We start from the raw sequence: 12,217 nt of genomic DNA on the forward strand, positions 1-12,217 counted from the left end.
GCATCACGGGGCTGACACAAGGCCTTGTTAGCGTTCGGCCATTTAGCCACCCATTCGCCATTCGGCATGCCCCTGCCTTGCGCTGCGCAGCAGGGGCATGCGCAGCTCGGCGACTTCCCATCGGAACCGACAATCATGCGCAACGAAGTTCGACTCCAGCCGATCTCCCGTCATGGCCGCGCCTCCGTGCTGGCGCTGGCCATCCTCACGGTCTTGCTCGGAGGCTTGCACGGTGCACCGGCCCACGCCAGCGATCGCGGCATTGCGCCGGCAGCGGTTTCGGACGACGACGGCAAGGCGCCCGGCGACGCCAGCAAGAAGAAGCCGAAGAAAGAGGTGACCCAGCTCAACGGCATATCGGTGACGGCCACGGCGGTCAACGGCGTGCCGCCCACGGCGGCGTATACGCAAAGCCAGATCGATACCGAAACCCTGCGCAATCTTTCGCCCGCGCCCACGGTGAACGTGCAGACGATGCTGAACCAGCAGCCCTCGGTGTTCGCCTACTCGAACGGCCCGAACGGCGTCGAGACCAGCGTCAATCTGCGCGCTTTCAACTCCAGCCAGTTCTCGGAGACCTTCGCTGGCGTGGCGCTCAACGACGTGTTCAACGGCGGCGTGACGAACCAGGCGGAGAACCGCAACAACGTGCTGCTGATCCCCGCCAACCTGCAGTCGGTGGAGATCTATCGCGGCATCAACAACCCGGCGGTGAATTCCTACAACTCGCTGGGCGGCACCATCAACTACGTGCCGCGCCAGCCGGGCGACACCATGGGCGGCAGCGTGGGCGCCAGCTACGGCAGCTTCAAGAGCTACGACTACCACATGAGCTTCGACACCGGCGACTGGAACGGGCTCAAGCAGTTCTTCGCGTTCGGCCATTCCGGCAGCCGCGGCTGGATCGACCATACCGCCGACCACAACAACAACCTGTACTGGGCGCTCTCGTACGATTTCGACGAGAACAACACGCTGTCCAACTACCTGCTCTACAACAACAACAAGGGCTTGTCGCCGTTCAACATGCCGCAGGCACTGCAGCAGCAGTACGGCCGCAACTACCAGTGGCCGCTGGATTGGACGTCCTCGCCGATCAAAGACCGCAACTGGATGGACATCGTGAACTGGAAGTCGCAGTTCGCGGACAACGTCGCTTTCGAAAACAAGCTGTTCTTCGGCCGCAACGAATACCTGCGCACCTCGTACTCCAACCCGCTGTACCAGCAGAGCGCGACCCAGCCCTACAACCTGGAGGACACGCCGTCTGGCTACGCCTTCTGGCTGGGCAACCCGAACGGTCCCAGCTATGACCCGGCCGCCACGTTCGGCTCGGTGCAGGCCGGTACGGACTATCATTTCTACGGCTACACCACCGAGGGCATCGGCGATACGCCCACGCTGACCGTCAACCTGCCGCACAACGAGATCGTGCTGGGCGGCAACATCACCTACGGCAAGCTGCATTCGCGCGAATACTGGTACGGTTCGGCGCCGGTGCCGCAGATCGACGGTTACAACGACACCTGGGATGAGCACGACCATCGCACGGTGGCCTCGGTCTTCGTGCAGGACACGGTGTCGCTGCTGGACGACCAGTTGCACCTCACGCCGGGTCTCAAGTTCATCCACGCCAGCACCAGCGACCACGACATCGTCGGCATCTATTACCCGATCGCCGGCACGGTGAAGGACACCGAGCATTTCCTGTCGCCCACGTTCGGCGCGAACTACCAGGTGATCGATGGCCTGAACGTCTACGCTTCCTACGGCAAGAACTTCAAGTTGCCGGACATCTCTGCGTACTACGGCGCGTTCCAGACCGACGCGAACGGCAACGACACCATCGTGCCGCCGACCGTGAAGCCGGAATACGTCGAGGACTACGAGGTCGGTGCGCGCTATAGCGTGGACGGCTTCAGCGCCACGCTGAACGGCTACCGCGAAGACTTCAGGAACACCTTCATCACGGTCACCGATCCGGTCACCCAGCTCAGCCAGTTCCGCAACGGCGGCAGTTCCCGCTACCAGGGCGTCGAGTTGCAGTTGAAGCAGGATTGGCAGACGGCATCTTCCGGTACGTTGAGCGCGTACTTCAATTACGCGCACAACCAGGCCAAGTTCACCTCCAGCTTCACGTCCGATTTCGCCGGGCAGGTGAATGCCGGCCAGCCGCTGGCCGGCGTGCCGCAGAATCTGGTCAGCGCGGGCGTGACCTGGAAATGGCAGGGCTGGCGCGTCAACGCCCAGGGTCGCTTCGTAGACAAGCAGTACATCGACCAGCTGTTCGCCGGCACGCCCACCGCCTCCACCATCAGGCCTTACGCCGTGTTCGATATCGGCGTGAGCGACACCGTGCAGTTCGCGTCTTCAGGATTCGGGCACCAGGTGCGCTTTGGCCTGAACGTCGACAACGTGTTCGACCGCCATTATCTGAACACGGCGTACACCGACACGGACTACTTCGGCAACAACTTCATCCGCGGTATCGTCGCGGCGCCACGCAGCGTTTCCGGCAGTGTCGACATCGATTTCTGAGTCGGCGCTGCCCCGACTTCAGCGCTTGCCGATCTCGAAGTCGCGGGTGGCGACAGACTTGCCGTTCAGCGATATCTCCACGCTGTACTTGCCCGCCGGCCAGCGGTTGGGGTTCTGCACCTTGAACGTGGTGACGGCGGGGCCGCTGGTGGCGATGGTCTGGTGGAGTTCGTTGATCAGCACGCCCTGGCCTTCCAGGTAGCGCCAGCGCGCACCCAGCGTGGCGCTGGCAGTGCGGCCGGTGGTGGCGATGCTGGCGTAGATCACCGGCGTGTCGTCGGCAAAGTGGCTGGCTGGTGCGGTCACGGCATAGCCGGCGTCGATCGCACTGCCCAGGGTGAAGGTGGCGACATGGAAGTTGTCGTCGCTCGCGGTGGCGGCCTTGGTCGTGCTGGTGGCCAGGGCTGTCGATGTGGCGGCGTTGGCTGGTTTCGCAGGCGCCGGCTTGCCTGGGTGCGCCGCACTGGATGCAGCAGCGATCGGATGGGCCGGGGTGTTGTCGTGCCTGTGGCAGCCGCACAGCAGCAGGCCGGCACAGCACAGAACAAGCAGAGGGGCGTAACGATGCATGGCGGTATCCCGTGGTCGCGGCACCGCGCTGGACGCGATGCCGTGGCGAGTCGGACCGAGGCTAGTACGCGCGATCTGAAGCGCCGGTTACCGGGGGACCATGTTACTGCCGCGCGCCGCGCGGATTGCCCGGCGCGGCCGGCACGCTGCTGCGGAACGGGTTGATGTCCAGTCCGCCGCGGCGGGTGTAGCGCGCGTACACGCTGAGCCGCTCGGGCGCGCAGCGCGCCGTGATGTCCATGAAGATGCGTTCCACGCACTGTTCGTGGAACTCGCTGTGGGTGCGGAACGAGACGAGGTAGCGCAGCAGGCCGGCGCGGTCGATCGGCGCGCCGCGATAGGCAATCTGCACGCTGCCCCAGTCGGGCTGGCCGGTGACCGGACAATTGGAGCGCAGCAGGTCGGAGACCAGGGTCTCCTCGACCGCCGCGGCGCTGGCATCGGCGTGCAGGTAGTCGGCCTTGGGCGGACCGTAGTCGTCGATGGCGACGGGCAGGGCGTCGATCGACTCGCCCGCCAGGTCGGCGAAGGGGTGCGCCGCGGTGCGCGCGGGATGCAGGATCACTTCGACCACGTCGCCGGCGGCGGTGGCGATGTCTTGCAGCAGCAGAGTGCGCAGCGCGGCCGCATCCGCCAGCGGCTCCTGGGCGAAGCCGTTGAGATAGAGCTTGAACGACTTCGATTCGATGATGTTGGGCGTGGTCGCCGGGATGCGGAACTCGGCCAGCGCCACCTGCGGCTTGCCGTGCGTGTCCAGCCAGGACAGCTCGTAAGCGTTCCAGATGTCCGTGCCGTGGAACGGCAGCGCCGCACCCACACCGATCTCGGCGCGCTTGGCGGCGCGGGGGATGGGGAACAGCAGCTTGGGGTCATAACGGTCGGCGTAGACGGTGGACTTGCCGAGCGGGGAATGGTCGGGCGTGCTCATGCCTCCATTCTAGCGGGGGTGGCCGCGACCAGTACTTCTGGCCTATCCGCCGGTGCGGCACGGTTCCTATAGTGGGCGGGCTTGTCCCCGCCCCAAGGCATCCCATGAAGAACCCGATTTCGGCCCGCTGCAGCGCGGTTGCCCTGCTTACCCTGGCCGCTGCCCTGAGTGCGCCGGCCTTTGCCCAGGACGCCGGTTCCGGCTTCGATGCGCAGGCGCTGTTCGCGCCGCTTTCCCTGCCGCAGCCGGCCAACGCGTTCCGCGACGGTGCCGGACGGCCCGGCCCCGAGTTCTGGCAGAACCGCGCCGACTACGACATCAAGGCGCGCATCGATCCGGCCACGCACGGCCTGGTTGGCGAGGAGACCATCACCTACACCAACCACAGCCCCGACGCGCTCGACCAGTTGTGGCTGCAGCTGGACCAGAACATCTACCGGTCCGATTCGCGCGGCGCGCTCACTTCTCCGTGGCCGAAGAAGCCTGGCGAGACCACCGACGGCTATCAGCTCGACGCGGTGGAAGTGGACGGCAAGCCGGTGCACTACCTGGTGGACGACACGCGCCTGCGCGTGGACCTGCCGGTGGCGCTGAAGGCCAAGGACGGCCAGTTGAAGCTGCACATCCGCTACCACTACACCGTACCCGGCGAATGGGGCGGGCGTACCGCGGTGACGCCGACGAAGAACGGCGACATCTACGAGATCGCGCAGTGGTTCCCGCGCATGGCGGTGTACGACGACTTGCGCGGCTGGGACACGCTGCCCTACCTCGGCCAGGAGTTCTATCTCGAATACGGCGACATCGACTATGCGGTGACGGTGCCGTGGAACTGGATCGTGGAAGGCTCAGGCCAGCTGACGAATCCCGATCAGGTGCTTACCGCCACCGAGCGTGAGCGCCTTGCGCAGGCGGCCAACAGCGACCGCACCGTGTACATCCGCAAACCGGAGGAAGTGAACGATCCTTCCAGCCGGCCCACACGCAGCGGCGTGCAGACCTGGCGCTTCCGCATGGAACACACGCGCGACGTGGCCTTCGCCGCTTCGCCCGCCTTCGTGTGGGACGCCGCGCGCATCAACCTGCCCGACGGCAAGCACGCGATGGCGATGTCGATCTATCCGGTCGAGGGCGTGGGCGCCGACAAGTGGAACCGCTCCACCGAATACATGAAGGGCGCGGTCGAACACTTTTCGTCGAAGTGGTATCCGTACCCGTGGCCGAACGCGATCAACCTCGGCGGTCACGGCGCCGGCATGGAATACCCGGGCATCGTGTTCGACGGCTACGAAGACCACGGCAAGGGCTTGTTCTGGATTAGCGCCCACGAGATCGGGCACACCTGGTTCCCGATGGTCGTGGGTTCGAACGAACGCCGCCACGCGTTCATGGATGAGGGCTTCAACACCTTCATCGACGTGTACGCGTCGGATGCCTTCAACCACGGCGAATACGGGCCCAAGCGCGACAGCGAGTACGCCCCCAACGGCGGCAACCCGGTGGATGAGATCCTGCCGCTGCTGGCCGATGCGGACGCGCCGACGATGATGGCGCACGCCGATGCGGTCAGCGAGAAGTACCGCCACTCGCTGACCTACTTCAAGGGCGCGCTGGGCTTGGTGCTGCTGCGTGAGCAGATCCTCGGCCCGGACCGCTTCGATCCCGCGTTCCGCGCCTACATCCGCACCTGGGCCTGGCACCATCCCACGCCCTCGGACTTCTTCCGCTTCATGGACAGCGCGGCCGGCGAAGACCTGTCGTGGTGGTGGCGCGGCTGGTACTTCCACAACTGGCAGCTCGACATGGGCATCACGGGCGCCAGCTACGTGGACAACGACCCGGCCAAGGGCGTCACGGTGAACCTGGCCAGCAAGCAGAAGCTGGTGATGCCGGCCACGCTGCGCGTGGATTTCGCCGACGGCAGCCATCGCGACATCCGCCTGCCGGTGGAGACCTGGCGCTTCAGTGCCACGCCCAAGCTCACGCTGGATACGGACAAGCGCATCGCGAAGCTGGAACTCGATCCCGACCACACGCTGCCGGACGCGGACCGCTCCAACAACAGCTACACCATGCACTGACGTTCAAAGCCCCTCTCCCGCTTGCGGGAAAGGGGTTGGACCGAGGGTGCTCTTGCCGCCTCAGCCGTTGATGTGCGTCATGCTCGCTGCCGCGTAGCGCGCGCCCGCCACCGCTTCGGCCGGGAACACCGCGTCGATGGCGGCCAGGTCCCCCGGCGAGAGTGTCACGTCCAGCGCGCCGAGGTTCTCGTCCAGCCGCGAGCGCTGCTTGGTGCCGGGAATCGCCAGCACGTCCTTGCCCTGTGCCAGCACCCAGGCCAGCGCCAGTTGCGCGGGCGAGCAGCCCTTGTCGGCGGCGAGTGTCTTCACCTTGTCCACCAGCGCCAGGTTGCGCGCGAAGTTCTCGCCCTGGAAGCGCGGGTTGGAACGGCGGTAGTCGTCGGCCTCGAAATCGTCGGGCGAGCGGATCGCGCCGGTGAGGAAGCCGCGCCCCAGCGGAGAGTAGGCGACGAAGGCGATGCCCAGCCGGCGGCAGGCATCGAGCACGCCGTTGTCTTCGGGGTCGCGGGTCCACAGCGAGAATTCGCTCTGCAGCGCGGCGATGGGATGCACCTTGCTGGCGCGTTCCAGCGTGGCGGCGGAGGCCTCGGAGAGGCCGAGGTGGCGCACCTTGCCGGCCTGCACCAGCTCGGCCATGGCGCCCACGGTTTCTTCGATCGGCACGTTCGGGTCCACGCGGTGCTGGTAGTACAGATCGATGGTCTCGATGCCGAGTCGCTTCAGGCTGCCTTCGCAGGCGGCGCGCACGTATTCGGGGCGGCCGTCGACGCCGCGCGCCTGCGGATCGGCCGGGTCGCGCACGATGCCGAACTTGGTGGCGATGAACGCCTGTTCGCGGCGGCCCTTGATCGCCTTGCCCACCAGTTCCTCGTTGATGTGCGGGCCGTACATGTCGGCGGTGTCGAGCAGGCTGAGGCCGCGATCCAGCGCGTGCTGGATGGTAGCGATGGATTCGGCGTCGTCGCGCTGTCCGTAGAAGTCGCTCATGCCCATGCAGCCGAGGCCGAGGGCAGAGACTTTCGGGCCGTTGTTTCCAAGCGTGCGGGTTTGCATGTGGGTCGCTCACGTGGTGGAAGGTGGCGCCATGCTGCGCCGTGGCGGTTGTGGGATAAATACCCAATAATCGCCATCACTATTCCATTTGGAACAACAATCCGTGGATCGTCTGGATACCATGCGGTTGTATGTGCGGATCGTCGAGCTGGGCAGCTTCACCGCCGCCGCCAACGACCTCGACCTGCCGCGCGCCACCGTCACCCACGCCGTCAAGCAACTGGAGGCGCGGCTGGGCGCGCAGCTGCTGCAGCGGACCACGCGTTGCCAGCGCGTCACCCGCGACGGCCAGGCCTATTACGCGCACTGCGTGCGCCTGCTTGCCGACCTGGACGAGGTAGAGGCCGATTTCCGCGAGGCCGCACTGAAACCGAAGGGCCGCCTGCGCATCGACCTGCCGGCCACGCTGGCGCGGCAACTGGTGATACCCGTGTTACCCGAGTTCTGCGCGCGCTTTCCGCAGATCGAACTGGATATCGGCACCAGCGACCGCTTCGTGGATCTGCTGCGCGAGGGCGTGGACTGCGTACTGCGTGTGGGCGAACTGCCGGATTCCGGCCTGGTCGGGCGGCGCGTGGCCACGCTGGACCAGGTCACCGTGGCCAGCGCCGACTACCTGCGTCGCCACGGCGAGCCCGCCACCTTGGCCGAACTGCAGCAGGGACACCTGGGCGTGAATTGGGCTTCGCCCACCACGCGCCGGCCGGAGCCCGCGCTGGAGTTCGTGGTGAATCGCCGTCGCCGCGCCGTGAGCCTGCCGTCCCGCGTCACCGTCAGCGGCGTGGACGCCTACCTCGCCTGCTGCGAAGCAGGGCTGGGCATCGCGCAATTTCCGCGTTACCGCATCGTCGACGCGCTGGCCCGCGGCACCTTGCGCGAAATCCTGCCGGGCTTGCCGCCGCCCTCGCTGCCGGTGCACGTGTTGTATGCATCGCAGCGACAGATGCCGGCGCGACTGCGCGTGTTCGTGGACTGGCTGGTGGAGTTGATGGAGCGGCAGCAGTGATGACCGGGTGTTGGCTCAACGCTGCTTGATCGGCGTCTGCTGCGCAAAGGACACGTGCCATGTACCGCGATCCCAGACGTAGTAATCAGCAAACCATTGCCGCCGAACCTGCCCGTCGGCCCCCTTCGACGTGCTGACGCCATAGGCGACGGCCGCGTCGCCGTGCAGCAACACTTGCTCGCCGGGGAAAGCCGGTATCGGCAAATGCTTTCCCTGGTTGGCTCGGGCAAGGGCGAGCTCGTCGTCCAGGTGCCCCGTGCGGCCGTCGCCGAAGATCTCGGTGAATGCCGGCAGCAGCAGGCACGACTCCAGTTCCGCGTCGCCGGTGAGGAAGGTGGCGGACCAGGCGCGTTCCAGCCGCTGGATGGTGGCTGCGTCCCGCTTCTGTCCTTGCAGCTCGGGACGATGGCATGCCGCGGTGGCCTGTGCGTGGGCAGGCATGCACGCCACACTGGCGAGACCCGCCGCCAGGGACCACGCGAGTCCACGTCGTGGATGCGCGAGCAGGTCGGAATGATGTTTCACGGGCATCTCCCCGATGGCAGCCTGTCGTCAGGCTATCGCCCCTGCGCCAGGCTGCCGCGGTCCTGTGATGACCGACGGGGTTGCGGTGACGAGCGGTCCGGTCCAGGGAATGGGCGGAAGGAAGCCGGCGGAGAGCAGGGCGTGGCGGGTTAGCCCCGCTCAGGTCGTGCGTGCCAGCACCGGCCGTGGCGCGCAGGTACCCATGGTCTCGCTGGTGAGCGGGGCGCCGGCGGCGAGCAAGGCGGCGCGTTGTTCGTCCAGCGGCAGGCGCAGCGTGCACTCCTCGTAGCGGGTCAGCTTCTGCAGGGCTGGCTGCGACAGCACCAGCGCCACCAGCGCGGCGGTGCGCGGCCAGCGTGCGGCATCGATCTCGTAGCGCACGAAAGCGGCAGTGCGGAAATAGCTGGCGATGCTGATATCGGCGATCGACAACGCGCCGAAGATGAAGCCGTCCTCCGGCATCTGGGTTTCCAGGTAGTCGATCGCGGCGGGGATTTCCACCTCCAGCGCCTGCGTCACCACCGCCTCGTCGGATGCTTCGCCGAACACGCGGCGGCGGATCGAGCGCTGGTAGAACACCCGCCAGATCAGTCCGTCGGCCAGTCGCGTGTCGGCGTATTCCTCCAGCCAGCGCGCGCGTGCGCGATCGGCGATGTCGCGTGGGTAGAGCGGTGGCGTGGGGTACTTGTCCTCCAGGTACTGGCAGATCACCGAGGAGTCGTTCAACACCAGCCCGTCGTCGATCAATACCGGCACGCGTCGCAGCGGACTCAGCCGTGCGAAGGCCTCGTTGCCCACGAACGGCGGTATCGCGTCGATCTCATACTCCTGCCCCTTCAGTTCAAGGCAGGCCAGCACTTTGCGTACGTAGGGCGAGAGGTAGCTACCGATCACTTTGCGTTGCGCGGGCACGACGCTGATCTCCTGGCACTCATGCTGGGGAAAATCGTACACGAATGTGGCGGTTTGTCGTTTTCCATGCGCCTGCGCGGAACGAGTCGGGCGGCAAGCCGACCATCGCCTGCAGCGCCGATTTCCACGACATCACCCGCGGCAGGTCGGGTAGCTACACGGCGGTGGCGGACTATGACCGGGTCACCGGCTGGGGTAGCCCGAAGGTGGCGTTGATCTCGGCGCTGATCCCGTAGACGCGGCGCGCCCGGCAGCGGTGCCGGGCATTCGGGAAATGTGGCCCGGGGAGGCACCCCCGGCCTTTTTCGTTGCGGCGGCGCTGGCGCGACGGTCGCCGCTTTTCGAACGGACGTGCCTGCCGTCGGACTTTTCTGCTGTGTCAGATGATTCCTACACGAATGCTCGGAATTGTCCGCTTTGACGTGTCGGGCGACTTGCCTAGCATCTCCGCCGATTCCGCCGCGCAACGCCGGGCGCAATCGCGCCAGGCTGCAGGGGCACATTCGATCTTCGCCGTTTCCGGGGTCGTGTCCGCCGGAGGCAGGCCGGTTTCGAGCGGGCTGTCCTGCTTCGGCGCCCCCCACCTCACGAGGAACCGTCTGTGAAGATCAAATCGTTCATTTTCTTGTCGTCCCTGAGCCTGCTCACGGCCTACGCGCCGCTGGCATTCAGCGCGGGTGCCCCTGGCGACGAGGCTGTCGTGGGCACGCCCGCGCCCGGCAGCAAGTTCGCCAAGATCCAGGTCGGCATGTATTCCAAGGAGGTCATGGACCTGATCGGGGCCCCTAACGACCAGAAGACCTACATGACCGGCAAGGCGTGGATTCCTTTCCATTTCGGCAGCGACAACTCCCGCACGGAATTCCACTACAAGGGTGAGGGAACCCTGACCTTCGCCAATGGCGGCGTGGGCAACCTGGGCTCGATGAAGCTCATCAAGATCACGGTCGACACCGCCGAGTCCGGCTACATCCACTGATCCGCCGGCCATCGTGCATCGCCGCCTGGCCTGTGTCAGGCGGCGATGCCATGCCGCCTCGTGGCGGCGCAGCTATCAACCGGCGGCGGGCAGCGCCGGCACCGCGGTGGGCGAGCCGTTGGAGTCCAGCGCGATCATCACGAAGCGACCGGTGGTGCAGACACGCCGATCGCCGCTCAACGGATCCTCGGCGGTCATCTCCACCTCCACCTGCATCGAGCTGCGACCGGTGCCCACGATGCGCGCCACCAGCTCTACCAGCTGGCCCTTGCGCACCGGCACGCGGAAATTCACCTCTTCGGAGCGTGCGGTAACCACCGTACGCCGTGCGTAGCGCGATGCCACGATGAACGCAGCCTTGTCCATCCAAGCCAGTGCCTGGCCGCCGAACAGCGTGCCCAGGTGGTTGGTGTGATCGGGGAAAACCATTTCCAGCAGGCGGGCTTCGGGCAGGGCGCTCGACATCGGTGCATCCATGGACGGGGAAGCCCGTCATTTTGCCGCAGAAGCTCCGGCGCCACGCCATGGCGGCGTATCGCGGCGCCGATGTTGCGCCGCCAGATGACAGATTGTCGCAGGCATGGGCTACTGGCACCCAGTCGTGCCGTCGGGGGACGGCAGCGGAGGTCGGGCGTCATCGTCATGGCTCGCATATACGCCGACAACGTCGTGTTCCTGATGCGTCCGGGCGAGACGGCACGGCGGCGCGTCGAGCGTGCGCCCGACACGCGGACCCCGCCATCCAACGAAACCGTCGCGACCTGTCGCCACACCGCCGCCGCGACGAGCGCGAATGCCACGCTGGGATACAGCCACACCGTGGCGCCCCGGTCCGCAGTCAATGTCGAAGTCCAGCCGCAGGCCGAGAGGCGCGCGCGCCGTGCCCCATTGCGCTGGGTGCTGCTGCTGGCGGCGGCCTGCGTATTGCCGGCGGCCGTGCTCACGTGGCGCGCCGTGGTCCATCAGGCCTCGTTGCAGCACTACGCCACCACCACCGGCGAGCAGCGCAAGCTGCCGCTGCCCGGCGGCGGCATCGTCTTGCTGGACACCGATACCGCCGTCAGCGCGCCTGCCGGACAACAGCGCGAATGGGCGCTGGAACGTGGCCGTGTGCAGTTCGACCTGGCATCTGCGGCAACACAGCCGTTCGCGGTGCACGCCGGCGACGGCGTCGTCACTGCCGCGGGTGGCCGTTTCCAGGTGAGCCAACTGGCCCACGACATCCACGTGGTTGTGCTCGCGGGCACGGTGTCGGTGAACCTGCCCGGCAGCAACGAGCAGTTGACGCTGCGCTCCGGCCAGCAGGTCGACTACGGCTACGACCGCCTTGGCAGTGTGCAGCCGGCGGACCTGGCTGGCGCGCGCGGCTGGCCCCGCGGCGAGCTGGTGTTCCATCGACGCAGCCTCGCCGAGCTGGTGGCGGCGATGAACCGCTATTCGGACACCCGGCTGACCATCGGCGACGCTGCCTTGCGCAACCTGCCGGTCAGCGGCGTCTTCGACGCGGGCGATCCGGTCGGGCTGGCACAGGCGCTGCAGCGCAGCCGGCTGCTGCGGGCCGTCAAGGTGTCGCCATACGAGATCGTGCTGCAGCCTGCAGCCCGCTGAACCCCGGCGCGCTCTTC

General features: G+C 66.6%; 12 protein-coding genes. 6 read left to right on the top strand and 6 right to left on the bottom strand.

Annotated features, from left to right (window positions below):
* Positions 1-135 precede the first annotated feature (135 nt).
* A complete protein-coding gene (locus ISP14_RS04875; RefSeq protein WP_404536744.1) occupies positions 136-2,538 on the top strand; it encodes a TonB-dependent receptor in 2,403 nt (800 codons plus the stop codon).
* An 18-nt stretch (positions 2,539-2,556) separates the two neighbouring features.
* Here ISP14_RS04875 and ISP14_RS04880 read toward each other — a convergent pair whose 3' ends face one another.
* Both ISP14_RS04880 and queF read right to left on the bottom strand, forming a co-directional pair.
* Entirely contained in the window at positions 2,557-3,108 is a 552-nt protein-coding gene (locus ISP14_RS04880) for a hypothetical protein (protein WP_404536746.1), read from the bottom strand.
* 103 nt (positions 3,109-3,211) lie between these two features.
* Complete coding sequence (gene queF / locus ISP14_RS04885; protein ID WP_404536748.1) at positions 3,212-4,036, bottom strand: NADPH-dependent 7-cyano-7-deazaguanine reductase QueF; 825 nt, start codon at positions 4,034-4,036, stop codon at positions 3,212-3,214.
* Positions 4,037-4,140: 104 nt separating this feature from the next.
* Here queF and ISP14_RS04890 point away from each other — a divergent pair, with 104 nt between their 5' ends.
* Positions 4,141-6,117: a M1 family metallopeptidase gene (locus tag ISP14_RS04890; protein WP_404536750.1), complete on the top strand. Its 1,977-nt coding sequence runs from the start codon at positions 4,141-4,143 to the stop codon at positions 6,115-6,117.
* Between the two features lie 60 nt (positions 6,118-6,177).
* Here ISP14_RS04890 and ISP14_RS04895 read toward each other — a convergent pair whose 3' ends face one another.
* Positions 6,178-7,170 carry an aldo/keto reductase gene (locus ISP14_RS04895; RefSeq protein WP_404536752.1) on the bottom strand — a complete coding sequence of 331 codons (993 nt, stop codon included), beginning with the start codon at positions 7,168-7,170 and terminating at the stop codon, positions 6,178-6,180.
* Between the two features lie 103 nt (positions 7,171-7,273).
* Between ISP14_RS04895 and ISP14_RS04900 the strand changes: the two genes are divergently transcribed.
* On the top strand, positions 7,274-8,176 hold the full coding sequence (locus tag ISP14_RS04900; protein WP_404536755.1) for a LysR family transcriptional regulator: 903 nt from the start codon (positions 7,274-7,276) through the stop codon (positions 8,174-8,176).
* Between the two features lie 15 nt (positions 8,177-8,191).
* Here ISP14_RS04900 and ISP14_RS04905 read toward each other — a convergent pair whose 3' ends face one another.
* Complete coding sequence (locus ISP14_RS04905) at positions 8,192-8,701, bottom strand: nuclear transport factor 2 family protein (protein WP_404536757.1); 510 nt, start codon at positions 8,699-8,701, stop codon at positions 8,192-8,194.
* 159 nt (positions 8,702-8,860) lie between these two features.
* Positions 8,861-9,613 carry a glutathione S-transferase family protein gene (locus tag ISP14_RS04910; RefSeq protein ID WP_404536759.1) on the bottom strand — a complete coding sequence of 251 codons (753 nt, stop codon included), beginning with the start codon at positions 9,611-9,613 and terminating at the stop codon, positions 8,861-8,863.
* A 44-nt stretch (positions 9,614-9,657) separates the two neighbouring features.
* Here ISP14_RS04910 and ISP14_RS04915 point away from each other — a divergent pair, with 44 nt between their 5' ends.
* Together ISP14_RS04915 and ISP14_RS04920 are read left to right on the top strand one after the other, a co-directional pair.
* Positions 9,658-9,849 carry a hypothetical protein gene (locus tag ISP14_RS04915; protein WP_404536761.1) on the top strand — a complete coding sequence of 64 codons (192 nt, stop codon included), beginning with the start codon at positions 9,658-9,660 and terminating at the stop codon, positions 9,847-9,849.
* A 365-nt stretch (positions 9,850-10,214) separates the two neighbouring features.
* Positions 10,215-10,592 (top strand): hypothetical protein, encoded by a 378-nt coding sequence (locus ISP14_RS04920; protein WP_404536764.1) that lies wholly within the window; start codon positions 10,215-10,217, stop codon positions 10,590-10,592.
* 75 nt (positions 10,593-10,667) lie between these two features.
* On the opposite strand, the gene ISP14_RS04925 is transcribed toward ISP14_RS04920, so the two are convergent.
* A complete protein-coding gene (locus ISP14_RS04925; RefSeq protein WP_404536767.1) occupies positions 10,668-11,057 on the bottom strand; it encodes an acyl-CoA thioesterase in 390 nt (129 codons plus the stop codon).
* 177 nt (positions 11,058-11,234) lie between these two features.
* On the opposite strand from ISP14_RS04925, the gene ISP14_RS04930 reads away from it, so the two are divergent.
* On the top strand, positions 11,235-12,200 hold the full coding sequence (locus ISP14_RS04930; protein ID WP_404536769.1) for a FecR family protein: 966 nt from the start codon (positions 11,235-11,237) through the stop codon (positions 12,198-12,200).
* Positions 12,201-12,217 lie beyond the last annotated feature (17 nt).

This window comes from Dyella agri, from assembly GCF_044904705.1.
Lineage (GTDB): Bacteria > Pseudomonadota > Gammaproteobacteria > Xanthomonadales > Rhodanobacteraceae > Rhodanobacter_A > Rhodanobacter_A agri.